The following is a 25,761-nucleotide window of genomic DNA, read 5'->3' on the forward strand; positions in this document are numbered from 1 at the left end:
GCCGGGAAGAGCCCTCTGTTATCGCATTTTGTCTGACAAGGGGCTCTTCCCGGCGAACCTGCGTCCTATACAGTCATTTGGTGGAGTTTGCCGGAAAGACCCCGTACCGCCGCCGTGGCGTCTGGGTGGCCGCCGCCATCGCCGTGCCCGTGCTGCTGGTGAGCGCGCTGCTGATCGGCCAGGCCCTCACCCCGAGCCCGACGGCCCCCGAGAAGGTCGTCGCGGCGGCCGACCCGACGCCGAGCAGTGTCGAGCAGAACGCCGAGGAGCCGATCCCCCCGGCCGCGCCCGCCCCGGCCGGGCTGCCGGTGGTCGACTACGACCCCGCCCCCAGAGGGTTCCCCGCCGACCCGGCCACCATGGACACCACACCGCTGACCGAGGGCGCGCACCCGACCACGCGGATCGCCGCGTACGACGCTCCCGGCGGTCGTCCGCGAGCGTTCCTCGAACCGACGATCCGCGGCGTCGAGCTGACCATGCCGATCGCCGAGCGGCACGCCGGCTGGACGGCAGTGCTGCTGCCCTCGGCCAACCGGCGGCTCGCCTGGCTGCCGCCCGGTGGGTTCGACACCGTGCCACTGCGCGACCAGATCGTGGTGGAACGCAAGGTCCACCGTCTCACCTGGTACCGGGCCGGCAAGGCGGTGCGCTCCTGGGAGGTCAGCCTCGGCCAGTCGGGGCAGGAAACTCCCCTCGGGCGCACCTTCGTCCTGGGTCGCACCCCACCGCCGGAGTCGGTCTACGGCGGGGTGGACATCTACGCCCTCGGTTCGGTGCCCGACGACCCGGAGTCTGTGCCGGCCGGGCTGCGCGGCGCGCACATCGGGGTGCACACCTGGCACAACGACGACGAGCTGGGCGAGAACACCACCAACGGCTGCATCCGGCTGACCCGCTCCGGCCAGCGGGAACTGCTCGCCGAGGTCCGCCCCGGCAGCAGCGTGCTGGTGGTCGACCGGTTGCCCACCCCGCCGCCGACCGCCTGAGCGGAGGCACGCCGGGACCCGGGTGTCACTCGCCGAGCAGCCAGCCGTTCTGCTCGGCGACCCGGATCGCGTCGGCGCGGTTGCGGGCACCGGTCTTGCCGATCGCCGCCGAGAGGTGGTTGCGCACCGTCCCCTCGGACAGGTGCAGTGCCCGGGCCAGGTCGGCGACCGTTCCACCGCCACGGGCCGTACGCAGCACCTCGGTCTCCCGCTCGGTCAGCGGACTCACACCGGTGGCCAGGGTTTCCGCGGCCAACGTCGGGTCGACGACCCGCAGGCCGGCGTGCACCCGGCGGACCGCGTCGGCGAGTTGCCGGGCCGGGGTGTCCTTGACCACGAAGCCGCTCGCGCCGGCCTCCATCGCCCGGCGCAGATAGCCGGGCCGGCCGAAGGTGGTCACCACCAGCACCCGGCAGGTCGGCAACGCGGCCCGCAACGCGGTCGTGGCGGCGATCCCGTCCAGGCCGGGCATCTCCACGTCCAGCAGGGCCACGTCGGGGTCGGTCCGCCGGGCCTCGGGCACCACCTCATCGCCCCGGCCGACCTCGGCCACCACTGTCAGGTCCTCCTCCAACGAGAGCAGCGCGGCCAGCGCACCCCGGACCAACGCCTGATCGTCGGCGAGCAGCAGCCGGATCCGCGCGGCCCCGCTCACCGGGCCTCCGTCGGCGAGTGCACCCGCAGCAGGAAACCGCTGCCCTCCGGCCGGCGACCGACGGTCACCACGGCGTCCAGCCGTCGCGCCCGCTCCCGCAGACCGACGAGCCCGTGGCCGGTGGTGTCGGGAGTGGACGGACCACGGCCGTCGTCACTCACCTCGACCCGGTCCGGGTGGACCCGGACCGTGCAGCACCTCGCCCCGCTGTGCCGGACCACGTTGGTCACCCCTTCCCGTACCGCCCAGCCGAACAACCGGTCCCACTCCTCCGGCAGGTCCGGCACCTCGGCCGGCAGATCCGCCGCGATGCCCGCCGAGGCCAGCGCGGAGCGGGCGCCAGCCAGCTCCGCGGCGAGAGTGACCTCGCGGTACGCCCCAACCGTCTGCCGTACGTCGGCCAGCGCCGCCCGGGCCAACGCTTCCACCTCGGCGATCTCGACGGCGGCCCGGTCCCGGTCGACGTCGATCAGCCGCCCGGCCAGCTCGGCCTTGATCGCCACCACGGTCAGCGAGTGCCCGAGGATGTCGTGCAGGTCGCGGGCCGCGCGGGCCCGTTCCTCGGCGACCGCGAGCCGACCGATCTCCTGCTGGGCGGCCTGGAGCTGACTGTTGCGCTGGGCCAACTGGGACACCCCGAACATGGCGAACGAGGCGAGCAGCACCGCGAAGACGATGCCGCTCTCGGCCTGCCATCCGGGCACCAGCCAGGAGGCCAGCGCGGGGGTCACGGCGCAGACCACCACCACCGCCAGAGCCTCCCAGGGCGGCAGCAGGAACACCGCCGCGGCCGCCACGTAGACCAGGGTGGCCAGCCAGTCCCCGCCGGTGCCCGGGATGCTGGCCAGACCCACCAGGAGCAGCAGCGCCAGCCCGGCCCGTGCCCGGCCCGCCGGGATCGGCGCCAGCACCTGGCGCAGTCGGCGGGCCCACTGGAACAGCAGCACGTAACCGATACCGAAGGCGATCAGTGCCGTCACGCCGAGCACCCGCCGCCACAGCTCCGGCTGGTGCAGCGCGGTGGCGAGCGGCACGTTGAGGAAGAACAGCCAGACGGCGGCCAGCAACCAGCCGGTGACCCGCCAGTGGCGGTTCGCCGGCCGGGGCTGTCCCGTCGAGAGGTCCATCGGGTTCACGCTAGCCGTCGATGCGCTCAGACCCGCGCGGTGTCCCGGCGGAACAGCCGCGCCGCACCGACGCCGAAGACCAGCGCCCAGCCGACGAGGTTGACCACCGCCGCCGCGCTCACCCCGTCGCCGGTCAGCGGGGCGCGGGCCAGGACGCCCATCCCGTACACCGGGGTGAACTTCGCGACCTGCTGGAGCACCTCCGGCAGCACCTCGACCGGGACGAACAGGCCGCCGAACATGGCCAGCACGGCCAGGATCGGGCCGATGAACTGCATGACGTTCTCGGCCGGCACCAGATAGCCGATGAACAGACCGAACGCCGCGAAGACCAGCGAACCGAGCCAGGCGGCGAGCCCGGACAGCAGCCAGACGTACGCCGGGATGCGGACGCCGGCCGCCGCGCCCACCAGGAACTCGACAACCACCGCGAGCAGGCCGAGGGTCATCGCGGTGACCAGCTTGGTGGCCACGTACGCGCTCGGGCGCAGTGGGGTGAGCCGCAACTGACGGCTCCAGCCCAGCGCCCGCTCGGTGGCGACCGCGCCACCGGCGCTGGTGGTCGCCACCATGGCCGCGTACACGGCCAGGCTGATCATGACGTACGCCGTCACCGGACGGCCGTTGTCCAGGTTCTGCCCGCCCTGCGGCAGGCCGAAGATGAGGAAGAAGACGCCGGGCATGATCAGCGTGAAGGCGAGGGTGCGGCGGTTGCGCAGCACCCGGCGCAGCTCGATGCGCAGCACCCCGGGGGCGAACCCGCCCAGGGCGGGCAACCGACGGTCCGGTTCGACGGTACGGGTGGGGGTGGCCGGCAGGGTTGTCATCTCAAGGCTCCGGTCTGCGCGGTGGTCAGGGCGAGGAAGGCGTCTTCGAGGTTGCGGGAGGTGATCTCCACGTCCCGGGCGGCGGTCCGGGTGAGCAGGTGCCGGGCGATGGCGTCCGAGTCGCTGGTGCGCACCAGCACGCTGTCGCCGCGTACCTCCACGGCGTCCACCCCGGGCAGCGCGGCGAGGGCGGCCTGGTCGGCGCCGGGCAGGGTGGCCCGCACGGTACGGCCCGCGGCCAGGTTCTTGATTGCCGCGGTGGTGCCGTCGGCCACGATGCGCCCCTGCCGGACCAGCACGATCCGGTCGGCGTACGCGTCCGCCTCGTCCAGGTAGTGGGTGGCGAAGATGACGGTCCGGCCGGCCCGCGCGTCGCGGCGCAGCGCCTGCCAGAAGTCCCGGCGGCCCTCGACGTCCATGCCGGTGGTGGGCTCGTCGAGCACCATCAGGTCCGGGTCGGGCAACAGGGCCAGCGCGAAACGCAGTCGCTGCTGCTGGCCGCCGGAGCAGCGCCCGACCACCCGACCGGCGATGTCGGCGATGCCGGCCCGCTCCAGGACCTCGGCGGCCGGGCGGGTGTGCCGGTAGAAGTGCGCGGACATCTCGACCGTCTCGCCGACGGTGAGGTCCTTGAGCAGCCCGCCGGTCTGGAGTACGGCGGCTACCCGGCCCCGGGCCACCGCGTCGTCCGGGGTGCCACCGAGGATCCGGACGGTGCCCGCGTCCGGGCGGGCCAGCCCGAGCAGCATGTCGATGGTGGTGGTCTTGCCCGCGCCGTTCGGGCCGAGGAAGGCCACCACCTCGCCGGGCTGGACCCGCAGGCTCAACCCGTCGACAGCGGTGACCGCGCCGAAGGTCTTGGTGAGGCCGTCCAACTCGACGGCCGGATGCGTACTTGTCATGGCACAGATGCTCCGCCGGCGCGGACCTCGACTCCCGGAGCGACCGTCACGTCCCGGCCGTGACATTTGTCAGGGGCACACGGCTCGACCGGCCGAGGAATTCACGGCAGGGCAACGGGTATCCGCGGGGCCGGACACCGCGACACCGGGGGGACGCGATGGGTGCCACGCCGCAGGGCCGGGCCGACACGGTCGTGCTGATTCACGGACTCTGGATGACTCCGCGCAGCTGGGAGGGGTGGACCCAGCGGTACACCGCGCGCGGCATGAACGTCATCGCCCCTGCCTGGCCCGGGATGGACCGGTCCGTGGAGCAGTTGCGGGACGACCCCGGCCCGATCGCCGAGCAGAGCATGGCCACGGTCGTCGCGCACTACGACAAGATCATCCGGGCGCTGCCCCGACCGCCGATCATCATGGGGCACTCGTTCGGCGGTCTGTTCGCCCAGGTCCTCGCCGACCGGGGTCTCGGCGCGGCGGTGGTGGGGGTGCATCCCGCGGCGGTGAAGGGGGTGCTCAAGGTGCCGCTGAGTCAGCTGCGCTCCGGCTTCCCGATCCTGCGCAGCCCCGCCAACCGCACCAAGGCCGTCCCGTTCACCCCGGACGACTTCGCCTACACGTTCGGCAACACGATGAGCCGGGAGGACTCCGACCGGGCCTGGCAGCGCTACGCCGTCCCCGGTGCCGGGCGGATCTTCTTCGAGGGCGCCTTCGCCAACGTCGACCCGCGCTCACCCGCCCGCGTCGACAACGGGCGCAACGACCGCGCGCCGCTGCTGCTGATGGCCGGAGGCTCCGACCACGTGGTGCCGGCCTCGGTGGTCCGCGCCAACGCAGGGCTCTACCAGAAGTCCCGGGCGCTCACCGCGTACGAGGAGTTTCCCGGCCGCTCGCACTTCACAGTGGGGCAGGACGGCTGGGAGGAGATCGCCGACTACGCGCTGGACTGGGCGCTGCGCGCGGCGGCGCTCCCCCGCGAGGTGACCATCGCCAGCGAGTCCCCGCGCCGCTGAGCCGGGCGAGCGCACGATCTACTCGACTTTCCGGAAGTCGGGGTGTCGAAGGGTCGTGGATACCCCGGTTTTCGTGAACCCGAGTCGATCACCAGTCCTTCGGGCGCCAGGGCCGGCATGGGCGGGTCTGTCCGGGGTATCTCACCGGGATGAGGGCCAGTTTCCGGCTTGGCCGGGTCGCGGGAGTGCCGGTCGGCGTCAACTGGAGCGTTCTGTTCATCTTCGCGCTGATCGCGTGGGGGTTGGCCGCCAACCAGTTCCCCCGCTCGTACCCGGACCGCTCTCCGGTCGCGTACGCGATTGCCGGGCTTGCCGCCGCGGTGGTGTTCTTCGTCGGCCTGCTCGCCCACGAGGTGTCGCACGCGGTGGTGGCCAAGCGCAACGGGCTGGAGGTCGACGGCATCACGCTGTGGCTGTTCGGCGGCGTGGCCGAGTTGCGGGGCGAGCCACGCGACCCTGGCGCGGAACTGCGGATCGCTGGCGTCGGCCCGTTGGTCAGCCTGCTGCTCGGGGCGTTCTTCGGTGTCGTCGCCGCGCTGCTCGCGCTGGCCGGTCAGGGCGGGCTGCTGCTCGGGTCGGTGGCCTGGCTGGCGGGCATCAACGTGCTGCTGGCCATCTTCAACGTGCTGCCGGCCGCGCCCCTGGACGGCGGCCGGTTGTTGCGCGCCGCGGTCTGGAAGGCAACCGGCGACCGGACCCGGGCATCCGTGGTGGCCGCCCGCGCCGGCTGGGTGCTGGGTGTGCTGCTGATCGGCCTGGGGCTGTGGCAGTTCCTGTCCGGTGTCGGTTTCGGTGGGCTGTGGCTGGCCCTGATCGGCTGGTTCCTGATCGGGGCCGCCAGCCTGGAGGAGCGGCAGGCTCGCACCGGCAGCGCGCTGCGCGGCATCCGGGTCGGCGACGTCATGACCTCACAGCCGCAGACCGCCTCGGCGGAGATGACTGTCGCCGACTTCGTCGACCACTACCTGTTCGCGTACCGGCATTCGGCGCTGCCGCTGACCGAGGACGGCCGGCCAACCGGCCTGGTAACCGTCGACCGGGTGCGCGGCGTACCGCCCGAGCGGCGGGCGTCGACCACGCTGGCCGAGGTGGCCTGCCGGGCCGAGGATCTCGTCCTGGCCCAGCCCGGTGAGCAACTCAACGACCTGCTCCCCCGCCTCAGTGCGTGCGCCGACGGCCGAGCCCTGGTGGTGACCGAAGACGGCCGCCTGACGGGCATAGTGTCCCCCAGCGACATCAGCCGAGCCGTCCAGAGCAGCACCCTCCGCACCCCCGCACCCTCCCGTTGATCATGAAGTTAGCGGCGCGACACGCCGACATCCACGTCGCTAACTTCATGATCGACGGGGTAAAGCGGGGGGTCGGGGGGCCAGGGGCCCAGCGGGACTTCAGCGGGGGAAGTAGCGGTCCAGCAGCTCGGTGCGGAACGTGCCGGTCGGGTCCAGATGACGCAGCAGGGCGGCGAAGTCGGCGTGCCTCGGATAGCGGGCGGCCAGCTCCGCCGGGTCGGTGACGAAGACCTTGCCCCAGTGCGGGCGGGGCGCGAACGGTGCCAGGCGCTCCTCCACCTGGGCCACCACCGGCAGCACCGCCGCGGTGTCGTCGACCCAGGTGAAGTGCAGTACGAAGCTGTCCCGCTGGTGGTTCGGGCTGAGCCACAGCTCGTCCGCCGCCACGGTACGCAGCTCGGACACCAGCAGCACCGGGGCGATCAGGTGCGCCACGTCGTCCAGGGCGGCGAGCGCGTCGGCTGCCTCCGTCCGTGGCACGTGGTACTCGGACTGGAGCTCGTCACCGCTGCTCGGGGTGAAGCCGAGCTTGAAGTGCGGCAGCCGCTCGTGCCACGGGCCCGGCTCGCCGAGTTGCGGGGTGCAGTTCTCCACCGGCATCCCGAGCACCGGGTGCCGGGGCGCGTCGGCCGCGGTGGTGCCCAGCCAGTCCGCCGGGGGTGGCGGCTGGTCCGCCACCTGCTTGCGCCACACCTCGCGCAGCCGGGGGGAACGGAAGTCGGTGAAGACACTCACGCTGTACGCGGAGCCGAGCGCCTCGTCCAGCGCCTCCCGGTCGAGGTCGAGCCGCACGTACTGGCGCAGCTCGAAGGTCGGCACCACGTCCAGGGTGACCCGGGTGACCAGGCCCAGCGCGCCGAGCCCGACCACCATGCCGGCGAACGTGTCGGCGTCGCGGTCGACCCGCAGCAGGTCGCCGTCGGCGGTGACCAACTCCAGGCCGGCGACCGCGCTGGCCAGGTTGCCGTGGGTCTGGCCGGAGCCGTGGGTGGCGGTGGCCACCGCCCCGGCCACCGAGATGTGCGGCAGCGACGCGAGGTTGGCCAGCGCGTACCCCTGGGTGTGCAGGTGCCGGGCGAGGTCGCCGTAGCGCATCGCGCCACTGACGGTGACCTGCCCGCGCTCGCTGTCAAGGTCGACGACCGGGGGCAGCCCGGCGAGGGTGACCAGGTCGCCGTCGGTGTCGCCGAAGCGGTTGAAGGAGTGCCCGCTGCCCACCGCCCGGATCCGGTTGCTGCCGGCGACCAGCCGGCTCAGCTCGTCGATGGAGGTGGGGCGGTGGAACGCCCGAGCGGCGTACCGCACGTTGCCGGCCCAGTTGCGGCGCGGGACGTCGGCCGCAGTGGTCGACGTGGCGTGCTCTCCCTGGGCGGTCATGTGGCGGTCTCCCGATCGGTGGACTGGTGGTCGGCCAACGCGGCGACAAGGGCGTCCAGAACCGTATCCGTCTGGAACGTGCTGTAGCCACGCTGGGCGACCGGCAGGCCGGCCGCGCACACGCGTTCGATCTCGCCCCGGGCCGCCTGCCTGGTCTGCGCGTCCCCGGAAACCAGGGCATCCTGGCCGCGCCGGATCAGCTGGTCGACCCGGTCCATCCGGTAGCCACGCAGGCCGACCGGAAGGTCCGGGGTGGCGAAGGCGGCGCGGCGCAGCGCGGCCAGATCGACGAAACGACCTCCGGCATAGCGGGTGAGCGCGGCCGACACCTGCTCGGGCTGCTCGCGAACCTGGTCGAGGACGAGCAACTCGATGGCCGGGCGGCCGTCGAGCGGGTGGCGGGCGGTCACCGGCTCAAGCGTCACACCCGGCACAGGCACCAGCAGCAGTCGCGGTGGTGCCGAGTAACCGGCGCGTCGGGGCGGGTCGTCGAGGACCAGCGCGTCGACCTCGGCCCACGGGATCTGCCGGCGCAGGCCGGGCCGCCGGATGCTGACACCTTCGGCGTCGATCCGGAACCGGAACGGCCGCAGCGCGCTGACCAGCGCCAGGCAGCCGAGCACGACGGCTCCCACCGCGATGATCGTCCGTAGCAGGGCGCCGTCGCTGGGGTAGACCAACAAGAGCACTCCGCCGAGTACGCACACCAGGGCGAGCGCACGGGCTCCCCGATTCCGGCGCAGTTCCACGCTCGGACCCCCGTTCATGACCGTGGCGTCGGTCCCAGCATTTTCCGCCAAACCCGGCACCGGGGACACCGGTCGATCGGGCACGGTTGTTCTCGTCATCGTCGGGGAACCCTACGCCCATGAGCAGCTACCGTGATCCGGCCCCGCGAGGCGACGTCTTCCCCTCCGAGGAGGAACTGGACCCCACCGGCACCGGGGTCGAGCAGGCCAGCGCGCCAGCGGCCAGCGGTTTGCCGAGTCACCCGGCGCCGACGCCTGGCCCTCGCCCCACACCGGCGCCCGCGCCGGCCCCGACACCGGTGCCGGCACCGGGGCCGCCGCCGCGCACGCCCGGTGCCGGCCCGCAGTCGATCGTGACCCGACACCTGGACGGCTCGGTGGAGGTGGTCACCGACCTCGACGGCGACGGTGTCGCCGACGTCGTCCAGATCGACGTGGACGGCGACGGGATCCCCGACATCACCTATGTGGACAGTGACGGGGACGGGCGGCTGGACACCGTGCTGGGCGACCCGGACGCGGTCACGACGGGCGCCCACCGGGCCTGACCGGCAGCGCCGTCCCACGGCCACCCGGCCGAGCGCCGTCCCACGGCCACCCGGCCGACTCAGAGCTTCGCCATCACCTCGCTGGCGACGAACTCCAGGTGCTCCAGGTCGCCGAGGTCCAGCACCTGGAGGTAGATCCGCTCGCTGCCGATCTTTGCGTACCGGCCGATGGTGTCCAGGACCTCGGCGGGGGTCCCGGCCAGACCGTTGGCCCGCAGTTCGTCGGGGTCGCGCCCGATGGCGGCGGCCCGGCGGGCCACCTCGGCGTCGTCCCGCCCACAGCACAGCACCAGGGCGTTGGACCAGACCATCCCGGCCGGGTCCCGGCCGATCTCGGCGCACGCCGCGCGGACCCTGTCGAACTGCGCCGCCGTGTCCGCCACCGAGGCGAACGGCAGGTTGAACTCGTCGGCGTAGCGGGCGGCCAGCCGAGGAGTGCGCTTCGGGCCCGTCCCGCCGAGCAGGATCGGTGGGCGCGGCTGCTGCACGGGCTTGGGCAACGCGGGCGAGTCCTGGACCGGGTAGTACCGACCGGCGTGATCGAACCGCTCGCCGGTCGGCGTGGACCACAGCCCGGTGATCACCGCGAGCTGTTCCTCCAGGCGGTCGAACCGCTCTGCCAGCGGCGGGAACGGGATGCCGTACGCGGTGTGCTCCTCGGCGTACCAGCCGGTGCCGATGCCCAGCTCCACCCGGCCGCCGCTCATCTGGTCGACCTGCGCCACCGTGATCGCCAGCGGGCCGGGCAGCCGGAAGGTCGCGGCGGTCATCAACGTGCCGAGCCGGATGCGGCTGGTGTCGCGGGCCAGCCCGGCCAGCGTGGTCCACGCGTCGGTGGGGCCGGGCTCGCCGCTCGCCGCACCCATCATCAGGTAGTGGTCGGACCGGAAGAACGCGCCGTAGCCAGCGTCCTCGGCGCAGCGGGCGACGGCGAGCAACTGGTCGTAGCTGGCGCCCTGCTGAGGTTCGGTGAAGATCCGCAGTTCCATGATCCGAGCATAGGGAGCTGATCGGCGACGCCACGTCGGGACGGAGACTCCTGTCATATGCTTTGACAGTCATATGAAGGACCAGGCATATTAGGCTGGTGTCCACCGATGCCTTCACCGTCCTCGCCGAGCCCACCCGGCGCCGGATCCTCGATCAGCTCCGCGACGCCGAACGCAGCGTCGGCGAGCTGGTGGACGGGCTCGGGGTCAGCCAGCCGGCCGTCTCCAAGCACCTGCGGGTGCTCCGCGACGCCGGCTTCGTCACCTGCCGGACGGCCGCCCGCCAGCGGATCTACCGCCTCGACCCCGGCCCACTGCGGGCGGTCGACGGCTGGCTGGACCCGTACCGCCGGCTCTGGGCCCGGCACCTGGACGCCCTGGAACGGCACCTCGACAGTCAGGAGCAGTGAATGGACCGCGACGCGTTCCGCCCGAGCCCGCCCGCCGAGGTGCGCGCTGAGCCCGCCAACGACGGCGCGACACTGGTCTTCGTCCGCGACCTGCGGCATCCGCCGGCCACCGTCTGGGCGGCCCTGACCGACCCGACCCAGCTCGCGCAGTGGGCGCCGTTCCTCGCCGACCGCGACCTCGGCCACGTCGGCACCGCCGTGCTCACCCTCGTCGACGGCGAGACCACCCACGAGGACCCGGCGACGGTACGCCGGGCCGAGCCGCCACACCTGCTGGAGTACACCTGGGGCGACGACCTGCTGCGCTGGGAGCTGAGCCCGCTGGGCAGCGGCACCCGGCTCACCCTGCGGCACACCGTCGCCGACCGGGGCATGCTGCCGATGGTCGCAGCCGGCTGGCACCTCTGCCTCGACGTGGCCGACCGGCTGCTCGACGGCGACCCGGTCGGCCCGATCCGGGGCGCGGAGGCCAGGGACTTCGGTTGGCCCGAGCTGCGCGACGCGTACGCCGAACGGCTCGGTGAGGGCTGACCGGTCTGTCCCGGCGGCCCCGGAGCCCCGGAGCCGCCGGGACCGCTCAGACGTACGGCCGCTTGGCGTACGCCTCTCGCAGCGCGGCCAACCCGACCGCCTTCGGCGTCAGGGTGCCCCAACCCGAGTTGAAGTAGTTGGTCCGCGTGATCCGGGGCCCACGCTCGGCGTTGAGCTGAGCGATCGCCGCCGGCACGGTCGCGATCCATGCGGCCTGGTTCGGGATCTCCGCCGACCGGACCCCCCACTCGGCGACGATCACGGGACGGGACAGGGCCACCGGGCCGAGATCCGCCACCGCCCAGTCCTTGGGGCGGCGGAACCGGGCCAACGCGGTGTGGCTGGCGTTGGTGGCGTACGCGTTCCACTGGAGATAGTCGAGGCGGGTCATCAGCGACTCCGGGTGCATACGCTGGAAGCAGGCCCGGTCGAAGCCGCCCAGCCCGACCGAGAAGGTCGTCCCGGCGGGCAGGGTCCGTGCCTTGAACCACGTCAGGATGTAGTTCACCGCCTGCACCGCCCGAGCGTCCGACTCAGCCCAGGTGTAGGCCTTGCCGTCCTCGGTGGTCCCGAACTCGTGGTCGGTGTCGAACTCCGAGGCGAGCTGGATGTTCACCCCGAAGCCGAGCGTCCGGTACTGCGACAGGGCTCGGGCGAACAACCCGTCGCATTGTCCGTTGATCACCTGGCCGTACCCGTACGCCCTCGGCCAGGTGGTGCCGGGACGCTGCTGGATGGTCATCGAAGGTGCCGGCACCGTGTAGCTGACGCCGTCCACCGCGAAGCTCTGCGGCCCCTGGTTCGGGGCGCCGTAGTGCTTCAACTCCAGAACCATGTTCATCTGCACCCCGGCCTTACCGAGGCTGGTCAGCCAGGGTCGGTTGTAGCCGGGGAACGTGTAGCCGTCGGCGAAACTGCGGTACTGGGTCAGCGACCGGAAGTTGCCGCCGGCCATGTCGGCGGTCGGGTCGGCACCCCCGGACAGGTAGTAGCCTCCCAGCACCGGCTGGCTCAGGTTGTAGTCGGCGGTGGCCGTCGCGGTGTTCCCGGCGGCGTCGCGGACCTGGACGGTGACCCGGGGCATCACGCCACCGCCCGGTAGACGGCCACGGAACCGTTGTCGGACACCCGGGTCCAGGTACGCCCGGAGTTGTCGCTGACGGTCAGGGTGAGTGGGTCGATGACGGCGGTGACCTTCACCGGCGCGCTGCTGTTGCCCTGCGCGTCGGTGACCACGATGGTGACAGTCAGCGGTTTGGTGTCGGCGTCTGAGTAGGTGACGGTCAGCAGCATCTGGTCACCCGGCGCGAAGACGGATGCGTTCAAGGCTGCTGTCGCGGTGGGAGCGGCCATGTCGGGCCCTTTCTGGCTCGGTCGCCAGGCCGGCGCGCGGTTTGGGCGACACCGGACGGCGGGGTCCACAGTGCGAAAGGCCGGCGGGGCGCGGGGACGACAGGCACGGCCGGCGACAGGCGTCGCCTGACTGCCGACGGTGCTGACGTCCTCGTCCCGATGGGCGGAGGCACCGCTGCGGGCGCCCGCAGGGGTGTCGGTGGCAGCCACGGCCTGTGGTACGCGTGGCCGGCACGGCATCTGTGCCGTGACCGCCGCGGCGTCGGGGCCGGGCTGGGTGGGGACGGCACCGGTGCGGACGATGTTGTCCCCGCCGGGCCGGAGGCTCTGGGTGTGGCCCGCCACCCGTCTACCTCCACCTGCCCCAAGGGTGCTCTACCAGGGGCTTTACCGTCTTGTCCGGTTTGTTACACCGTCGCCGACGGGGCCTCAGCGAAACCGAGTCGATCACCGCCCCGGCGGGCGATAGCTTAATGATCATGGCGGACTGGGAGCTTCGACCGGCTTCGGCAGAGGACGTCGAGGCGGTGGCCGAGTTACGGGCGGTGGTGCTGCGGGCGGATCTGGAGCGGCTGGGGCGCTACGACGAGCAGCGGGTGCGGCAGCGCCTGCGGGACGGGTTCACACCCGCGTACACCTGGGTTGTCGAGGTGGGCGCAGCTTTCGCCGGCTGCGTGGCGCTGCGGCCCGCGGCGGACGCCCATTGGCTGGAGCACTTTTATCTGGCCCCACACCTGCACGACAGCGGCATCGGGACGGCCGTGCTGCGCGCGCTGCTGGACCGGTGCGACCGCGACGGCACCCGCGTCCGCCTGAACGTGTTGCAGGGCAGCCCCGCCCGACGGTTGTACGAGCGACACGGCTTCACAGTGGAGACCGAGGACCCGATCGACGTGTTCCTGGTGCGCGAGCCCAACCGCATGTCAATGTAACGTTGACACATGACGTCGGAGCTGGCCCGGTTAGCCGAGGTTCGTGCCACCCGCGCCCGCCTCGACGAGCAGGAGTTGGACCTCATCGACCGGGCGCGCCACGACGGCGCGACGTGGGCGCAGATCGCGACGGCACTGGGTCTCGGCAGCCGGCAGGCCGCGGAGCAGCGCCGGCAGCGACTGGTGGCCGCGCGGTGGTCACGCCGCCAGCACCTCGACCTCCGGTTCGCACCACGGATCGTGGCGCTGCGAAACGCCGTTGCCGACCTCGGGCGGTGGATCGCCGCCGATCGCCGCTGGGACGCCCGGTTCGATCGGGCGGGGCTAGTCCGGAGCACGGTGGAGGTCGCCCTGGATGCCGCCCCGGGTTCGCTGTACGCGTTAGCCGAGCATCTCGCCGCCGATCTCGCCGAGGCGGGCGAGCGCGTGCCGGCACCCGTTCGCGTCGCCGCAGCGAAGCTCGACGCGGCACTGTCAACAGTTAATTGACAGAGCCTCGAGAGTCTTGCCCGCATCAGACTCAATATTCAGGATGTGAGTCATCTCGGCTCAACCTGGAGGGCTCATGCGGCGCAACGCGGGACTGTTCGTGGCGATCTCCCTGCTGTCCGGCTTCGGCAGCAGCGCCATGACCCTGGTGGCCGGGATCTGGATCCTCGACCTCACCGGCTCCACCGGCCTCGCCGCCCTCGCCGGACTCTGCGTGTACGCCCCGGTCCTCGCCGGCCCGTGGCTGGGCGGTCTGCTCGACCGGGCATCCCGGCGACCCCTGGTCATCGCCGTCAACCTCCTGTTGGCCGCCGCGCTGCTGGCGCTCCTCGCGGTGCGCGGGCCGGGACAGACCTGGCTCATCTTCGCCGTCTCGTGCGCCTACGGCGTCAGCTACGTGCTGATCGACGCGGGTGAGACGGCGCTGCTGCCGTCCGCGCTGTCACCGACGGAACTCGGCGACGTCAACGGCTGGCGCTCCAGCGCGCAGGAGGGCATGAAGCTCATCGCTCCCCTGGCCGGGGCGGGCCTCTACGCATGGCACGGCGGTCACGCGGTCGTCGTGCTCAGCGCGGCCATGCCGGTCCTGGTCGCCACCCTGTACGCGGCGGTGCGCCTGAACAGGACGTCGCACGACCGGCCCGGACCACGGCGAAACGCCTGCGTACCGGATTGTCGGTCCTGTTCGGACAGCGGGTGACGCGGGTGCCGGTCACGCTCGCGGCCGTGTCGATCGCCATGTCCGGCTTCACGACCGCGGCGATCTACGCGGTCGTGATCACGGAGCTGCGCCTACCGACGACGTTCCTGGGCGTGCTGGCCAGCGCGCAGGGCGCCGGTTCCATCATCGGCGGACTGATCGTCGGCCGGCTGCTCGCCCGACGCGGTCCCGTCGCCGTCGGCGTCGCCGGGACGGTGCTGTTCGCGCTCGGCCTTTTGGCGCGTTGCCTGCCGTGGTGGCCGGTCACGATCGCCGGGGCGCTGGTCGCCGGCGTCGGCCTGCCCTGGACCCTGGTCGCGGCGGTGACCGCCGTGCAGACACACACGCCGTTGGCGCTGCTGGGCCGGGTCTCCGCGACGGCCAACACCGCGATGTTCGGGCCACTCGTGGTGGCGATCCCCCTCGGCGCCGCGGCCGTCCACCTCGGCGCCCGCCCGCCGCTCGTCGCAGCCGTCGTGATCTGTCTGACGGCCGTGGCTGTCACGCACCCCCGCCCACAGTCCCTCCGGAGCGCCCGTCGGATGGCTGACCGGGATCCCGCGACCCGATGACGGGCAGGGCGTCACCGGGCGCGTACCGGATGGGTTGCCTGGAAGGCCAGCCGGCGGTCCGCGTCGGCGGCGATGTGGTCGAGGATGTCGTCCAGGTCCAGGAACACCGACCACCGCTCGCGGCCGGTGGCCTCGGCCAGCCGGTCCACGAGCAACCCTTCCAGGTCGGTGACCCGCTTTCCCTTCCACACCTTGTCGGCCACGCTGACCAGCAGGTCGTCGACGCCGATGCCGTCCTGCTGCCAGGACGCGTGGTCACGCGCGAACCGGGCCAGCGCCTCGGAGACACCATGCCCCAGCAGCAGCTCGTAGCCGGCGGGCTCGTGGGCGGATCCGGGCCCGGACAACTCCTCCGGGTGCCGGACCTTGCCGATGTCGTGGGTGGCGGCCCCGAAGAGCACCGCATCACGATCGAACGGAAGCTGCGGGAACCTTTCCGCCATCGCATCGGTCAGCTGCGCGGCGACGTCGTGCACGGCCCGCAGGTGCGCGGCGAGACGCGGCGGCGCATGCAGGGTCTCCAACAGGGCGACGACCTGGTCGGGCAGGGACCGTAGCGGCGGGTCCGCGGGTGCGGTGAGAGCGCGGCGCAGGGGGTCGGCGGTCACGGCAGCAAGGGTACGACCCCCGCCGGTGGTCCCCCCGGGCTCAGCGCACCAGTCGGAAGAAGGCGCGCAGGTCGGCGATCAGCAGTTCCGGCACTTCGAGCGCGGGAAAGTGCCCGCCACGGTCGTGCTCCTTCCAGTACCGAAGGTCCGGGTAGCGACGGGTCGTCCACCGTCGGGACGGTCGGGGCACCTCGGCAGGAAAGATCGAGGCACCGACGGGTACGCGAACCTGCGCGGCGTCCTCACCGCTGATCCACCCGGACACCCGGTCGATGCTCTCGGCATACAGGCGTGCCGACGATGCCGCAGACCCGGTCAACCAGTACAGCGTGACCTGGTCAAGGACCTGGTCACGGTTGAGGCCGTGGCCGTTGGGGTCGGTCCAGCTGAGCAACTTCTCGCCCATCCACGCGCACAGGCCGGCCGGAGAATCCACCAGGGCGTACCCGACGGTCTGCGGCGCGGTGCGGTGGGCTTCGGAGTACGCCGAGCTGGATCTTCCGCGTTCGTGCAGATGAGCCAGCGCTTCGCGTTCGGCATCGGTGAGGTCGTCGGGGGCGGTCGGATCCGGGCCGACCAGCGGTGGTACCAGATGGATGCCCGCCACGTGCTCGCCGTCCAGGGCACCGATGGTGCTGGAGATGCTGGTGCCCCAATCGCTGCCAGCGGCTCCGTAACGGGTGTAGCCCAGTGCCGCCATGATCTCCGCCCACGTGGCGGCTATCCGTTCGATGCTCCAACCAGGGTGGACGGGTTTGGCGCTGAAGCCGTAACCGGGCAGCGACGGGATCACCACGTCGAAGGCGTCCTCGGCGGTGCCGCCACAGCTCAGCGGGTCGGTGAGCGGCATGATCAGGTCGACCAGTTCCAGCACCGAGCCGGGCCAGCCGTGGGTGAGTACCAGTGGCATCGCACCCGGATGCGGCGACCGGGCGTGCAGCACGTGGATCGTCAACCCGTTCACGTTGACGAGATACTGCGGGACCGCGTTGAGCCGCGCCTCGGCGGCTCGCCAGTCGTACGCCTCGGCCCAGTAGCCGCAGAGGCTCTGCACCTCGTGCAGGGGTATGCCGTGCGCCCAGCCGGGCGCTGTCGCCGCCTCTGGCCAACGCGTACGCGCCAACCGATCGCGGAGATCAGCCAGCTCGGAATCCGGAACGTGCACCCGGTAGGGCTGAACATCGACAGGCATGCGGCTCCTCAGCTGCCAGTGGCCAGCGCGGTGAGAGCGCGGCGCAGGGGTCGGCGGTCACGGCGGCAAGGGTACGACCGCCCCGCCCCTGCTCCCGTGATCCGCACAGCCTCCGGTGATGCAGAATCACCCCTCATGCCGACGGTGGTTGTTGAGATCCACGTCCCCCTCCGGCCTGCCCCCGGGTTGGCGGACGACGAGTACCCCTACCCATGGATCGACGATGTCGAGGACTTCCTGGCCGACCTGGACGAGCAGGACGGCGTCGAGGAGTACGACGACGGGGAAGAGGACGGGGACGTCTACGTCTTCTTCATCACGGGCGCCGACGAGAGCGGTCTACTCCGGGTTGCCTCCCAGGTGGCGGCCCTCGACCGGGTCCCTGCCGGCGCCTTCGCGATCGTCACCGACGACGAGGCGGAGGAGTTCGGGATGGGCCGCCGCCGGGTCGCACTGCCGTAGCCCTCCACACTGAGCGGAACACGCTCGGGTCAACCCGGTTCCTCACAGCACTCTGGCCAGGGCCTGCGCGGCGGGGGTGTCCGGTGCCGCCTGGTAGGCGATGATCACCTGCCCCTCGGCGCCGGCGATGGCGAGCGTCTCCCGTCGCAGCGTGAGCGGCCCGACGACGGGATGGTTGAAGCGCTTGACCTCGTCGCGTGTCGGCTGTACGTCGTGCAGCGTCCAGCTGTCGCGGAAAAAGCTGTCAGTCAGTAGCGAGGAGATGAGGTCGGCGGTCGCGGGATCGCGCGGGTCGGCTTCGGCGCGGAGCGCGGCGGCGCTCTGGGCGGCGATCTGCGCCCAGTCGGGAAACAGCGCACGCGCCGCGGGGTCGAGGAACATGCCGCGGATCAGGTTCTGACCGGGCGTGTAGAGCGGGGAGAGCGCCATGGCGAGCGTGTTGGCCGCCAGCACGTCGAACCGGCGGTCGCGGACGTACGCGGGTGTCTGGCTCCACGAGTCGATGAGCTGCTGCACCGCGTCGGAGACCGCCGTGTGCTCGACCCCGTGCGGCGGAGCGTCGGCGAGCGCGGTGAGATGTGCCCTCTCGTCGGGATTCAGCCGCAACGCGCTCGCCAGGGCGTTCAGCACCTGCGGTGAGGGGTTGCGGTCCTTGCCCTGCTCCAGGCGGGTCAGATAGTGCTGGCTCACGCCTGCCAGGTGGGCCAGTTCGTCACGGCGCAGTCCCGGCACGCGTCGGCGCCCGAACGACGTCAGCCCCGCCTCGTCCGGCCGGACCCGCCCGCGACGTGCCCTGAGGAAGTCGCCGAGCGCGTTCTCGCCTTTCATTCCCGCCAGCCTAACCCTGTCAGGGTGCTGGCAGCCTGGCGTCCGCCGCCGCATGGTCGAGTCATGAAGACATGGTTCATCACCGGCGCATCCCGCGGCTTCGGCCGCATCTGGGCCGAAGCCGCGCTCACACGCGGAGATCGGGTCGCCACGACGGCACGCGACCACAGGGCGCTTCAGGATCTGACCGAGGCGTACGGGGACCGGGTGCTGCCACTGACCCTCGACGTGACCGACCGCTCGGCCGTGTTCGACGCGGTGTCCCGGGCAGCGGAAACGTTCGGCCAGCTGGACGTCGTCGTCAACAACGCCGGCTACGGGCTGTTCGGCATGGTCGAGGAGGCGACCGAGGAGCAGGCCCGCGCGCAGCTGGAGACGAACTTCTTCGGCGCTCTCTGGGTGACCCAGGCCGCCCTGCCCGTGCTGCGCGCGCAGGGCACCGGTCACATCCTCCAGGTTTCCAGCATCGGAGGGGTCGGGGCCTTCCCCACCCTCGGGCTCTACAACGCGTCGAAGTGGGCGCTGGAAGGGCTCAGCGAGGCGTTGTCCGCCGAGCTCGCCCCACTCGGTCCGAAGGTGACGATCGTGGAGCCGGGACCGTTCGGCACCGACTGGTCCGGCGACTCGGCCGTGCACACGGAGCCGATCGGGGCCTATGAGCCCGTACGGCAGGCACGCCGGGCCGGGGCGGCCGCCCGCACGCCGGACGATCCCGCGCTGACCGCCGGAGTCATCCTGCAACTTGTCGACGCCGAGGAGCCGCCGCTGCGCCTGTTCCTCGGCCCGTACCCGTACCTTCTCGCCGAAAAGTTGTATCGGAACCGGCTCGCCACCTGGAACGACTGGCGCTGGCTGGCGGAGCAGGCGGCACCGGGCCAGGAGAGTGACCCGGCGTGAGTGCCGGTCGCCGGGCCCGGGTACGACCGCCCCGCGTGCTGCCGCGCCGGCGTCGAGTGCGGTTGCCGACGGGAGCGAGTGCCCGACGCGACGGGTGGATACTGTCGCACCATGCGGCTGAGTCCGGACGAGGTCGAGCTGTTCGAGCACTCCAGGGCCCGCCTGGAGGCGATCGCCTATCGCCTGCTGGGCTCGGCCAGCGACGCCGAGGACGCCGTTCAGGACACGTTCCTGCGCTGGCAGGCCGCCGACCGGGAACGGGTCGAGACACCCCAGGCGTGGCTGACGAAAGTGCTCACCAACCTGTGCCTCAACCAGCTCACCTCGGCACGGGCCAGGCGGGAAACCTATGTGGGCACGTGGCTGCCCGAGCCGGTTCTCGCCGGGGACCGGATGCTCGGCCCGCTCGACACCGCCGAACAGCGCGAATCGGTCTCGATGGCGGTGCTCACCCTCCTGGAGCGGCTGTCCGCCAACGAGCGTGTGGTGTACGTGCTGCGGGAGGCCTTCGGCTACTCGCACGGTGAGATCGGCGAGATCCTCGGCCTCAGCGAGTCGAACTGCCAGCAGATCTACCGGCGCGCCAAGCAGCACGTCGCCGCCGAGCGGGCCCGCGCAGAGGTCGACCAGGCCACCGCGCGGAAGATCGTCGCGGAGTTCCTCACGGCGGCCCAGCACGGCGAGATCCAGCGGCTGGTCGAGTTGCTGACCGACGACGTGACGAGCACCGGGGACGGCGGCGGCAAGATCCCGGCCCGGACCACGCCGTTCTCCGGGGCACTGGCGGTGGCGAAGTTCCTGCGCGGCCTGTTCAAGCCCGCCGACGCCAAGCGGGACCTGATCGGCGGCAGCCCCGCCCTGTACGTCGCGGTCGTCAACGGCAGTCCGGCGGCGGTGGTCGTGATGGACGACCGCGTCATCGGTGTCATGTCCCTGGAGGTGACGCCCGAGGGGGTCGCGGCCATCCACACCCAGGTCAACCCCGACAAGCTCGTGCGCGCCACCCGTCACTGGTCCGCCGCCGACCACGGCGAACCCCTCATGCACGTGTGGTGACCCAGGTCATAGCCGGTGCCTGTCAGGAATCACGTCGCTGTCCGGTTCAGGAAGCGACCACCGCCGAGACAGGAGTGACACCATGAAGCACCGCATCGTCGTCCTCGGAGCCGGCTACACGGGAGCCGTCGCCGCCGGGCGTCTCGCCAAGCGACTGCACCCCGACGACACCGAGATCACCGTCGTCAACGCCGACCCCGATTTCGTCGAGCGGGTCCGCATGCACCAGGTCGCCACCGGGCAGGACCCCGAGCGCCGCCCGCTGAGCAAGGTCTACGCCGGCACCGGCGTCACACTGCGACTGGCGCGGGTCACCGCCGTCGACGCCGACCGCAGGTCCGTCGCGCTCGCCGACGAGCACGGCACCGACGAGATCGCGTACGACACGCTCGTCTACGCCCTCGGCAGCACCGCCGCCGACCATGGCGTTCCCGGCGTCGCGGAGCACGCGTACGACATCGCCGGCAGGCCGTCGGCGCTGCGGTTGCGCGACCGCCTCGACCAGCTCTCGGCCGGCGGGACCGTGCTCGTCGTCGGCGGGGGTCTCACCGGCATCGAGGCGGTCACCGAGATCGCCGAGGCCCGGCCGGACCTCGACGTCGCGATCGCCGCCCGTGGCGTCCTCGGTGACTGGCTCAACGAGAAGGCGCAGCAGCACCTGCGGAGGGTCTGCGACCGGCTCGGCATCACCGTGCACGAGCACGCGGACATCGCGCGGGTCGAGGCGACCGCTGCGGTCACCGCCGACGCCCGGGTGATCCCGGCCCAGGTGACCGTCTGGACGACCGGCTTCGCCGTCCACCCGATCGCCGCCGCCACGACCCTGACGGTCGCGGCGACCGGCCAGATCATCGTCGACGCCTCGATGCGCTCGGTCTCACACCCCGAGGTGTACGCGGTGGGCGACGCCGGACTCGCCGAAGGCGCTGGCGGCAAGCCATTGCGGATGTCCTGCGCCTCGGGCATCCCGATGGCCTGGCAGGCCGCCGACGCCATCGCCGCGCGGCTGGCCGGTCGGGAGACGTTCCCCAAGGCCCCGCTGCGTTACTTCAACCAGTGCATCAGCCTCGGCCGCCGCGACGGCATCATCCAGTACGTGACCGCCGACGACAGGGCCAAGCCGTCCTTCCTCGCTGGAAAGCTGGCGGCCCGCTACAAGGAGATCGTCTGCAAGGGTGCGGCCTGGCAGATCTCGCACCCGGTGCTCTACCCGGTCCGCCGCCGGCGCATCGCCGCGACCCGGACGGAGACCGTCCCGACGATGTCGTGAGGCGTCAGGAAAACGTCCGACGCGCCCACGTACGGAAATCGGTGGTGGGCAGGCCGAGGGCGCGGGTCATCTCCGGTCGGGCGGGGCTGCCGTTCTCGTTGATCTGCTCCACCACGTTGACCATGGCGGGCAGCAGGCCGCGCTCGACGGCCTGCTGCGGGGTGAGCACGGGCGCGGTGACCGCCCGGCCGGTGACCTCGCTGAGGATGGCGGCGATCTCGGTCATGGTGAGCAGGTCGCCGGCGAGTTCGACGTCCAGGCCGTCGAGCCTTCCCGGGTTGGTGAACGCGGTCGCCGCGGCCTCGCCGATGTCGTCGACGGCGATCCACGGAAGTCGCGTGTCCGCGGCGAAGCCGGTGATGATCGTGCCGCTGGACCAGTCGCCGAAGAGGTAGGACCAGCCGACGAGGTTCTCCATGAAGGTCGAAGGCTTGAGGACTGTCCAGTGTGCGAAGCCACCGGAGCGCACCATCTCGTCGATTGCCGCCTTGCTCTCCCAGTAGTGCCTGTCCCACCGGCCCTCGGCCCATCCGGGCTGGTTGCGGTGGAAGTCGCCGGCACCGGAAACGCTGCTGTGCACCACGTGCGACACGCCTGCCCGGCGCGCCGCCTCGACGACGTTGCGACCGCGGGTCACCTCGGCGTCGCCAGACATGTTCGTCACGTCGGGATACGGGATGGAGAAGAGGCCGTCCATCCCGTCCGCCGCGGCGAGCAGCGACTCCGCGTCGTCCAGGTCGCCCTTGACCAGTTCGGCGCCCCGCTCCCGCAGAGCCTTGGCGCTGTCGCTGCCCGGGTCCCGGACCAGGGCACGGACCGCGGCGCCCCGGGCCAGCAGCGCGCGGGCCGTGGCGCCGCCCTGCTTGCCCGTCGCGCCGATGACGAGAACAGCCATGATGCCTCCCCAGAACCAAGTGGGGTGGTCCCCCACTTTTCGTCGGCTACGATATGGGGGACCACCCCACTTTGGCAAGGCGGGCCATGAGAGCGGACGCACGGCGCAACTACGACCTCATCGTCTCCGCGGCCTCCGAGGCGATCGCCCGCGACGGCGCGTACGCCTCGCTTGAGGAGATCGCCCGGTCCGCCGGAGTGGGCTCGGCGACCCTGCACCGGCACTTCCCGTCCCGCTGGTCCCTGCTCCAGGCCGTCTTCCGCACCTGCGTCAGCAACCTGGCGGCCCGCGCCGGAGACCTGCTGACCGCGCCGGACGCCCTCGACGCGTTGACGACCTGGCTGCACGAGGTCACCGCGTACGCCACGACAACCCGCGGCCTCGCGGATTCGCTCCTGAACGAGCCCACCGAGGAGACCGACGCCTGCGGCGCGACGCTCGTCGCGGCCGGTGAACCGCTGCTGCGCCGAGCCACCGACGAGGGTTCGATACGCCCCGACATCACGATGGCGGACCTGATGATGCTCGCCAACGGCATCTCACTCGCGGCGCAACCAGCGGGCGCGGCCAAGGCGGGACAACTGCTGACCCTCGCCCTGGAGGGGATCCAGCCACCCCGGCGGTGACGGGCCTCCGAGGCGGTGGCCGCCGGAGCGGCTGATTCACCTGAATCGGTCCGCGCCGGCATGCGCGTCCAGGTCAGCGGTCGGTGGCGCACAGCGCCGTCTCGACGCTCCGGTTCACCGCGCCGAGCATCTGCTCGCTGGTCGGCAGGCCGGTGACGGCGACGACGGCGCTCCGGCCGTCCCTGGTGGCGAGGTTGCGGGTCTCGAAGCCCTGAATGTCACCGCCGTGACCCCAGGCGTAGCCGCCGCAGGGCAGCTCGTACCGGGCGACACCAAGCCCGTACCCGTACTCCCCGGCCGGCTCGAACCCGGGCGCGGGCACGGTCGTCATCAGGGCCGTCTGCTGCGCGGGCTTGAGCAACCTGCCGCCGACCAGCGCGTCCAAGAAGGTCCGCAGCTCGTCCGGCGTCGACACCAGTTGGCCGGCGGACCAGCCCAGGGACGGGTCCATCTCGGTGACGTCCACCCACGGCGCGCCAGGCGCCACCGCGACGTAGCCGTGCGGGTGGCTGCCACGGAGCCGCTGCTCCCCGACGCCCGGCCAGTAGGTGTCGCGCAGACCGAGTGGCCTGATGATGCGGTTGGTGATCTCCTCGCCGATCGGACGTTCGGTGACCTGCTCGACGACGAGCCCGGCGAGGACGTAGTTGGTGTTGCTGTACTCCCACTTCTCCCCCGGCGCGAAGTGCGGTGCGCCGGTGAGCGCCGCGTCCACCAGCCGGCGCGGCTCGTAGTACGAGTGGCTCTTGTCGATCAGGTCCTGCGACCTGGTGAACAGCACGTCGTCGTAGTCCGGCAGACCGCTGGTCTGTTGCAGCAGCTGTCGTACGGTGATCCTGCCGCCGTCGTTGCCGTTGCCGCGCACGACCCCGGGCAGGTAGTGCTCGACTGTGGCGTCCAGGTCGATGCGGCCCTCGCCCACCAGTTGCAGGACGACCACCGCGGTGAAGCTCTTGGTGTTGCTGCCGACGCGGACCTGGCCGTCGCGGGGAACCGGGCGGCGGGTCTGGAGGTCACCGACACCGGCGGTGTAGTCCCGGACCCGCCCGCCGGCCCCCCGCACCGAGGCGAGTACGCCGGGGAAGCCGCTCTCGCTGACCAGGCCGTCCAGTTGTCGCTGCACGACGTCGCGCGGGCCGTCGCGCCGGGCGGTGTCGGCGAATGCCGAAGGGCCGGTCAGGGCGGCGCCGACGGTGACGGCGGCCAACGCGGCGGCGGCCATCCGCACGGTGCGACGGCGGCGGGAGGGATCGTTCGGTGTCACGGGCATGATGACTCCTCGGTATCGGAAACGCTTGACACCATCAATGGTTCAAGAAGTCCGATACCTGGACGATCCCTCCTGCTGCCCTCCTTCGGTACAGCCTGCGCTACCCCGGCCGGTCGGTGATCAGTACCTGACCTGGCCCCCGACAAAGGGTGACGCCTCGCTCGGCCGGCCGTCGACCGTCGCGCCAGCGAAGGCGAGACTCGGCGCGAGGTAACGGTTGTTGTCTGCCGGGAAGTTGAGCGCCGGTGTCGACACCTCGTCGAGTCGTGCCGTCTGCTGCGGCGACAACCGCACGTCCACCGCGGCCAGGTTCATCTTGAGTTGATCGAGGCGTCGCGCCCCGATCAGCACCGAGCTGACTCCCGGTCGGGCGCCGACCCAGGCCAGTGCCGCTGCCGCCGGTGTCACCTCGGCATCCCTCGCGACCTCGTGGAGCGCGTCGATCACCTGCCAGTCACGCTCCGCGGGACTGCCCACCAGCCCGGCACGTGTCGTGTCGACGGTGCTGTTTCCACGGACGAACTTGCCGGAGAGCCAGCCGCTCTTGAGCGGGCTCCACGGCAGTACGCCGAGACCGTGCTCGGCCGCCATCGGGATGAGTTCCCCTTCGACAGTCCGTTCGAGCAACGAGTATTCGAGTTGCATCCCGATCGCTGGCGTCCACCCACGGAAGTGCGCGACGACCTGCGCCTCGGCCGCCTTCCACGCGGGCAGGTCCGACAGGCCTACGTACCGGATCTTGCCGGCCGTGACGAGGTCGTCGAGGGCTCGCAGCGTCTCCTCGACCGGGACGCCCCGGTCCCAGTTGTGCAGCCAGTAGATGTCCAGGTAGTCGGTGCGCAGCCGGCGCAGCGACTCCTCGGCCTGGGCGACCACGGCCTTGCGCCCGGCGCCGCCACCGTTGGGATCGCCGGCGAACAGGTTGCCGAAGAACTTGGAGCCGAGGACGACCCGGTCGCGTAGTCCAGGCCGAGCGGCCAGGTAGTCGCCGATGATCTTCTCGGAGTGCCCGTTGGTGTAGATGTTTGCGGTGTCGATGGAGTTGCCGCCACGTTCCAGGTACTCGGTGATCATCGCCTCGGACTCGTCGACCGGGGCACCCCAGCCATGGTCCTCGCCGAAGGTCATCGCACCCAGGGTGTAGGGGCTGATACGCAGGCCAGAGCGGCCCAGTGTGATGAAACTGTCGAGTGGCATGCCCCCAG

The 25,761-nt window shown here is 71.7% G+C and carries 30 protein-coding genes; 15 read left to right on the top strand and 15 right to left on the bottom strand.

Features of this window, described 5'->3' with window-relative positions:
* The first annotated feature begins 80 nt into the window (after positions 1–80).
* Positions 81–989 carry a L,D-transpeptidase gene (locus KBX46_RS18850; RefSeq protein ID WP_210793474.1) on the top strand — a complete coding sequence of 303 codons (909 nt, stop codon included), beginning with the start codon at positions 81–83 and terminating at the stop codon, positions 987–989.
* Between the two features lie 25 nt (positions 990–1,014).
* Here KBX46_RS18850 and KBX46_RS18855 read toward each other — a convergent pair whose 3' ends face one another.
* The 4 genes from KBX46_RS18855 to KBX46_RS18870 are packed head-to-tail and all read right to left on the bottom strand — an operon-like array spanning position 1,015 to position 4,500.
* The gene (locus KBX46_RS18855) at positions 1,015–1,644 is read right to left on the bottom strand and encodes a response regulator transcription factor (protein ID WP_307871528.1); all 630 of its coding nucleotides are present in this window, start codon (positions 1,642–1,644) and stop codon (positions 1,015–1,017) included.
* Positions 1,641–2,771 (bottom strand): sensor histidine kinase, encoded by a 1,131-nt coding sequence (locus tag KBX46_RS18860; RefSeq protein ID WP_210793475.1) that lies wholly within the window; start codon positions 2,769–2,771, stop codon positions 1,641–1,643. The genes KBX46_RS18855 and KBX46_RS18860 overlap by 4 nt, the downstream gene beginning before the upstream one ends.
* Before the next feature lie 26 nt (positions 2,772–2,797).
* Positions 2,798–3,598, bottom strand: coding sequence for an ABC transporter permease (locus KBX46_RS18865; RefSeq protein WP_088949597.1), 801 nt, complete (start codon positions 3,596–3,598; stop codon positions 2,798–2,800).
* The gene (locus KBX46_RS18870) at positions 3,595–4,500 is read right to left on the bottom strand and encodes an ABC transporter ATP-binding protein (protein WP_088949598.1); all 906 of its coding nucleotides are present in this window, start codon (positions 4,498–4,500) and stop codon (positions 3,595–3,597) included. The genes KBX46_RS18865 and KBX46_RS18870 overlap by 4 nt, the downstream gene beginning before the upstream one ends.
* A gap of 158 nt (positions 4,501–4,658) precedes the next feature.
* Here KBX46_RS18870 and KBX46_RS18875 point away from each other — a divergent pair, with 158 nt between their 5' ends.
* Entirely contained in the window at positions 4,659–5,513 is an 855-nt protein-coding gene (locus KBX46_RS18875; protein ID WP_210793476.1) for an alpha/beta hydrolase, read from the top strand.
* A 149-nt stretch (positions 5,514–5,662) separates the two neighbouring features.
* Entirely contained in the window at positions 5,663–6,802 is a 1,140-nt protein-coding gene (locus tag KBX46_RS18880; RefSeq protein WP_088949600.1) for a site-2 protease family protein, read from the top strand.
* Between the two features lie 99 nt (positions 6,803–6,901).
* On the opposite strand, the gene KBX46_RS18885 is transcribed toward KBX46_RS18880, so the two are convergent.
* Entirely contained in the window at positions 6,902–8,179 is a 1,278-nt protein-coding gene (locus KBX46_RS18885; RefSeq protein ID WP_210793477.1) for an FAD-binding protein, read from the bottom strand.
* The gene (locus KBX46_RS18890) at positions 8,176–8,946 is read right to left on the bottom strand and encodes a hypothetical protein (RefSeq protein WP_210793478.1); all 771 of its coding nucleotides are present in this window, start codon (positions 8,944–8,946) and stop codon (positions 8,176–8,178) included. The genes KBX46_RS18885 and KBX46_RS18890 overlap by 4 nt, the downstream gene beginning before the upstream one ends.
* Positions 8,947–9,047: 101 nt before the next feature.
* Between KBX46_RS18890 and KBX46_RS18895 the strand changes: the two genes are divergently transcribed.
* Complete coding sequence (locus KBX46_RS18895; protein ID WP_210793479.1) at positions 9,048–9,476, top strand: hypothetical protein; 429 nt, start codon at positions 9,048–9,050, stop codon at positions 9,474–9,476.
* 59 nt (positions 9,477–9,535) lie between these two features.
* Here KBX46_RS18895 and KBX46_RS18900 read toward each other — a convergent pair whose 3' ends face one another.
* Positions 9,536–10,465, bottom strand: coding sequence for an LLM class F420-dependent oxidoreductase (locus KBX46_RS18900; RefSeq protein WP_099856367.1), 930 nt, complete (start codon positions 10,463–10,465; stop codon positions 9,536–9,538).
* Positions 10,466–10,563: 98 nt separating this feature from the next.
* Between KBX46_RS18900 and KBX46_RS18905 the strand changes: the two genes are divergently transcribed.
* Positions 10,564–10,875 (top strand): helix-turn-helix transcriptional regulator, encoded by a 312-nt coding sequence (locus KBX46_RS18905; protein ID WP_088949605.1) that lies wholly within the window; start codon positions 10,564–10,566, stop codon positions 10,873–10,875.
* Entirely contained in the window at positions 10,876–11,406 is a 531-nt protein-coding gene (locus KBX46_RS18910; protein WP_210793480.1) for an SRPBCC family protein, read from the top strand.
* A gap of 46 nt (positions 11,407–11,452) precedes the next feature.
* On the opposite strand, the gene KBX46_RS18915 is transcribed toward KBX46_RS18910, so the two are convergent.
* Positions 11,453–12,490 (bottom strand): hypothetical protein, encoded by a 1,038-nt coding sequence (locus KBX46_RS18915; protein ID WP_088949607.1) that lies wholly within the window; start codon positions 12,488–12,490, stop codon positions 11,453–11,455.
* A complete protein-coding gene (locus KBX46_RS18920) occupies positions 12,490–12,759 on the bottom strand; it encodes a hypothetical protein (protein WP_088949608.1) in 270 nt (89 codons plus the stop codon). The genes KBX46_RS18915 and KBX46_RS18920 overlap by 1 nt, the downstream gene beginning before the upstream one ends.
* Before the next feature lie 479 nt (positions 12,760–13,238).
* Here KBX46_RS18920 and KBX46_RS18925 point away from each other — a divergent pair, with 479 nt between their 5' ends.
* The 4 genes from KBX46_RS18925 (at position 13,239) to KBX46_RS33160 (ending at position 15,452) form a co-directional block, all read left to right on the top strand.
* On the top strand, positions 13,239–13,691 hold the full coding sequence (locus KBX46_RS18925) for a GNAT family N-acetyltransferase (protein WP_210793481.1): 453 nt from the start codon (positions 13,239–13,241) through the stop codon (positions 13,689–13,691).
* Between the two features lie 9 nt (positions 13,692–13,700).
* Positions 13,701–14,180, top strand: a complete 480-nt coding sequence (locus KBX46_RS18930) for a hypothetical protein (protein ID WP_210793482.1) — start codon at positions 13,701–13,703, stop codon at positions 14,178–14,180.
* A gap of 76 nt (positions 14,181–14,256) precedes the next feature.
* Positions 14,257–14,880, top strand: a complete 624-nt coding sequence (locus KBX46_RS33155) for an MFS transporter (RefSeq protein WP_308159600.1) — start codon at positions 14,257–14,259, stop codon at positions 14,878–14,880.
* A gap of 5 nt (positions 14,881–14,885) precedes the next feature.
* Positions 14,886–15,452 (top strand): MFS transporter, encoded by a 567-nt coding sequence (locus KBX46_RS33160; protein WP_308159601.1) that lies wholly within the window; start codon positions 14,886–14,888, stop codon positions 15,450–15,452.
* Between the two features lie 11 nt (positions 15,453–15,463).
* Here KBX46_RS33160 and KBX46_RS18940 read toward each other — a convergent pair whose 3' ends face one another.
* Positions 15,464–16,060 carry an HD domain-containing protein gene (locus KBX46_RS18940; protein ID WP_179780439.1) on the bottom strand — a complete coding sequence of 199 codons (597 nt, stop codon included), beginning with the start codon at positions 16,058–16,060 and terminating at the stop codon, positions 15,464–15,466.
* Between the two features lie 40 nt (positions 16,061–16,100).
* Positions 16,101–17,252: an epoxide hydrolase family protein gene (locus KBX46_RS18945; RefSeq protein ID WP_210793483.1), complete on the bottom strand. Its 1,152-nt coding sequence runs from the start codon at positions 17,250–17,252 to the stop codon at positions 16,101–16,103.
* 135 nt (positions 17,253–17,387) lie between these two features.
* On the opposite strand from KBX46_RS18945, the gene KBX46_RS18950 reads away from it, so the two are divergent.
* Complete coding sequence (locus KBX46_RS18950) at positions 17,388–17,714, top strand: hypothetical protein (protein ID WP_210793484.1); 327 nt, start codon at positions 17,388–17,390, stop codon at positions 17,712–17,714.
* A gap of 42 nt (positions 17,715–17,756) precedes the next feature.
* Here the strand turns inward: KBX46_RS18950 and KBX46_RS18955 are convergent, their stop codons facing one another.
* Positions 17,757–18,542: a helix-turn-helix domain-containing protein gene (locus KBX46_RS18955; protein ID WP_210793485.1), complete on the bottom strand. Its 786-nt coding sequence runs from the start codon at positions 18,540–18,542 to the stop codon at positions 17,757–17,759.
* Between the two features lie 63 nt (positions 18,543–18,605).
* Between KBX46_RS18955 and KBX46_RS18960 the strand changes: the two genes are divergently transcribed.
* From KBX46_RS18960 to KBX46_RS18970, 3 genes are all read left to right on the top strand, one after another.
* Positions 18,606–19,439: an SDR family NAD(P)-dependent oxidoreductase gene (locus KBX46_RS18960; RefSeq protein ID WP_210793486.1), complete on the top strand. Its 834-nt coding sequence runs from the start codon at positions 18,606–18,608 to the stop codon at positions 19,437–19,439.
* A gap of 111 nt (positions 19,440–19,550) precedes the next feature.
* Positions 19,551–20,495, top strand: a complete 945-nt coding sequence (locus tag KBX46_RS18965; RefSeq protein WP_210793487.1) for an RNA polymerase sigma-70 factor — start codon at positions 19,551–19,553, stop codon at positions 20,493–20,495.
* 82 nt (positions 20,496–20,577) lie between these two features.
* Positions 20,578–21,765: an NAD(P)/FAD-dependent oxidoreductase gene (locus KBX46_RS18970; RefSeq protein ID WP_210793488.1), complete on the top strand. Its 1,188-nt coding sequence runs from the start codon at positions 20,578–20,580 to the stop codon at positions 21,763–21,765.
* A 4-nt stretch (positions 21,766–21,769) separates the two neighbouring features.
* On the opposite strand, the gene KBX46_RS18975 is transcribed toward KBX46_RS18970, so the two are convergent.
* Positions 21,770–22,660: an NmrA/HSCARG family protein gene (locus KBX46_RS18975; RefSeq protein ID WP_210793489.1), complete on the bottom strand. Its 891-nt coding sequence runs from the start codon at positions 22,658–22,660 to the stop codon at positions 21,770–21,772.
* Between the two features lie 86 nt (positions 22,661–22,746).
* Here KBX46_RS18975 and KBX46_RS18980 point away from each other — a divergent pair, with 86 nt between their 5' ends.
* Entirely contained in the window at positions 22,747–23,286 is a 540-nt protein-coding gene (locus tag KBX46_RS18980) for a TetR/AcrR family transcriptional regulator (protein ID WP_197699557.1), read from the top strand.
* Positions 23,287–23,359: 73 nt separating this feature from the next.
* Here the strand turns inward: KBX46_RS18980 and KBX46_RS18985 are convergent, their stop codons facing one another.
* Together KBX46_RS18985 and KBX46_RS18990 are read right to left on the bottom strand one after the other, a co-directional pair.
* On the bottom strand, positions 23,360–24,556 hold the full coding sequence (locus KBX46_RS18985) for a serine hydrolase (RefSeq protein WP_210793491.1): 1,197 nt from the start codon (positions 24,554–24,556) through the stop codon (positions 23,360–23,362).
* 120 nt (positions 24,557–24,676) lie between these two features.
* Positions 24,677–25,753, bottom strand: a complete 1,077-nt coding sequence (locus tag KBX46_RS18990; RefSeq protein ID WP_210793492.1) for an aldo/keto reductase — start codon at positions 25,751–25,753, stop codon at positions 24,677–24,679.
* Positions 25,754–25,761 lie beyond the last annotated feature (8 nt).

The organism is Micromonospora sp. C81 (assembly GCF_018070425.1).
Taxonomy (GTDB): Bacteria; Actinomycetota; Actinomycetes; order Mycobacteriales; family Micromonosporaceae; genus Micromonospora; species Micromonospora zamorensis.

Bases quoted from the DNA above. Each gene is read 5' to 3' on its own strand.
- KBX46_RS18945 (WP_210793483.1), bottom strand. From the start codon at position 17,252: ATGCCTGTCGATGTTCAGCCCTACCGGGTGCACGTTCCGGATTCCGAG.
- KBX46_RS18970 (WP_210793488.1), top strand. From the start codon at position 20,578: ATGAAGCACCGCATCGTCGTCCTCGGAGCCGGCTACACGGGAGCCGTC.
- KBX46_RS33155 (WP_308159600.1), top strand. From the start codon at position 14,257: ATGCGGCGCAACGCGGGACTGTTCGTGGCGATCTCCCTGCTGTCCGGC.
- KBX46_RS18965 (WP_210793487.1), top strand. From the start codon at position 19,551: ATGCGGCTGAGTCCGGACGAGGTCGAGCTGTTCGAGCACTCCAGGGCC.
- KBX46_RS18865 (WP_088949597.1), bottom strand. From the start codon at position 3,598: ATGACAACCCTGCCGGCCACCCCCACCCGTACCGTCGAACCGGACCGT.
- KBX46_RS18985 (WP_210793491.1), bottom strand. From the start codon at position 24,556: ATGCCCGTGACACCGAACGATCCCTCCCGCCGCCGTCGCACCGTGCGG.
- KBX46_RS18960 (WP_210793486.1), top strand. From the start codon at position 18,606: ATGAAGACATGGTTCATCACCGGCGCATCCCGCGGCTTCGGCCGCATC.
- KBX46_RS18910 (WP_210793480.1), top strand. From the start codon at position 10,876: ATGGACCGCGACGCGTTCCGCCCGAGCCCGCCCGCCGAGGTGCGCGCT.
- KBX46_RS18950 (WP_210793484.1), top strand. From the start codon at position 17,388: ATGCCGACGGTGGTTGTTGAGATCCACGTCCCCCTCCGGCCTGCCCCC.
- KBX46_RS18975 (WP_210793489.1), bottom strand. From the start codon at position 22,660: ATGGCTGTTCTCGTCATCGGCGCGACGGGCAAGCAGGGCGGCGCCACG.
- KBX46_RS18890 (WP_210793478.1), bottom strand. From the start codon at position 8,946: ATGAACGGGGGTCCGAGCGTGGAACTGCGCCGGAATCGGGGAGCCCGT.
- KBX46_RS18920 (WP_088949608.1), bottom strand. From the start codon at position 12,759: ATGGCCGCTCCCACCGCGACAGCAGCCTTGAACGCATCCGTCTTCGCG.
- KBX46_RS18895 (WP_210793479.1), top strand. From the start codon at position 9,048: ATGAGCAGCTACCGTGATCCGGCCCCGCGAGGCGACGTCTTCCCCTCC.
- KBX46_RS18980 (WP_197699557.1), top strand. From the start codon at position 22,747: ATGAGAGCGGACGCACGGCGCAACTACGACCTCATCGTCTCCGCGGCC.
- KBX46_RS18915 (WP_088949607.1), bottom strand. From the start codon at position 12,490: ATGCCCCGGGTCACCGTCCAGGTCCGCGACGCCGCCGGGAACACCGCG.
- KBX46_RS18900 (WP_099856367.1), bottom strand. From the start codon at position 10,465: ATGGAACTGCGGATCTTCACCGAACCTCAGCAGGGCGCCAGCTACGAC.
- KBX46_RS18990 (WP_210793492.1), bottom strand. From the start codon at position 25,753: ATGCCACTCGACAGTTTCATCACACTGGGCCGCTCTGGCCTGCGTATC.
- KBX46_RS18870 (WP_088949598.1), bottom strand. From the start codon at position 4,500: ATGACAAGTACGCATCCGGCCGTCGAGTTGGACGGCCTCACCAAGACC.
- KBX46_RS18860 (WP_210793475.1), bottom strand. From the start codon at position 2,771: ATGGACCTCTCGACGGGACAGCCCCGGCCGGCGAACCGCCACTGGCGG.
- KBX46_RS18875 (WP_210793476.1), top strand. From the start codon at position 4,659: ATGGGTGCCACGCCGCAGGGCCGGGCCGACACGGTCGTGCTGATTCAC.
- KBX46_RS18930 (WP_210793482.1), top strand. From the start codon at position 13,701: ATGACGTCGGAGCTGGCCCGGTTAGCCGAGGTTCGTGCCACCCGCGCC.
- KBX46_RS18955 (WP_210793485.1), bottom strand. From the start codon at position 18,542: ATGAAAGGCGAGAACGCGCTCGGCGACTTCCTCAGGGCACGTCGCGGG.
- KBX46_RS18885 (WP_210793477.1), bottom strand. From the start codon at position 8,179: ATGACCGCCCAGGGAGAGCACGCCACGTCGACCACTGCGGCCGACGTC.
- KBX46_RS18925 (WP_210793481.1), top strand. From the start codon at position 13,239: ATGGCGGACTGGGAGCTTCGACCGGCTTCGGCAGAGGACGTCGAGGCG.
- KBX46_RS18880 (WP_088949600.1), top strand. From the start codon at position 5,663: ATGAGGGCCAGTTTCCGGCTTGGCCGGGTCGCGGGAGTGCCGGTCGGC.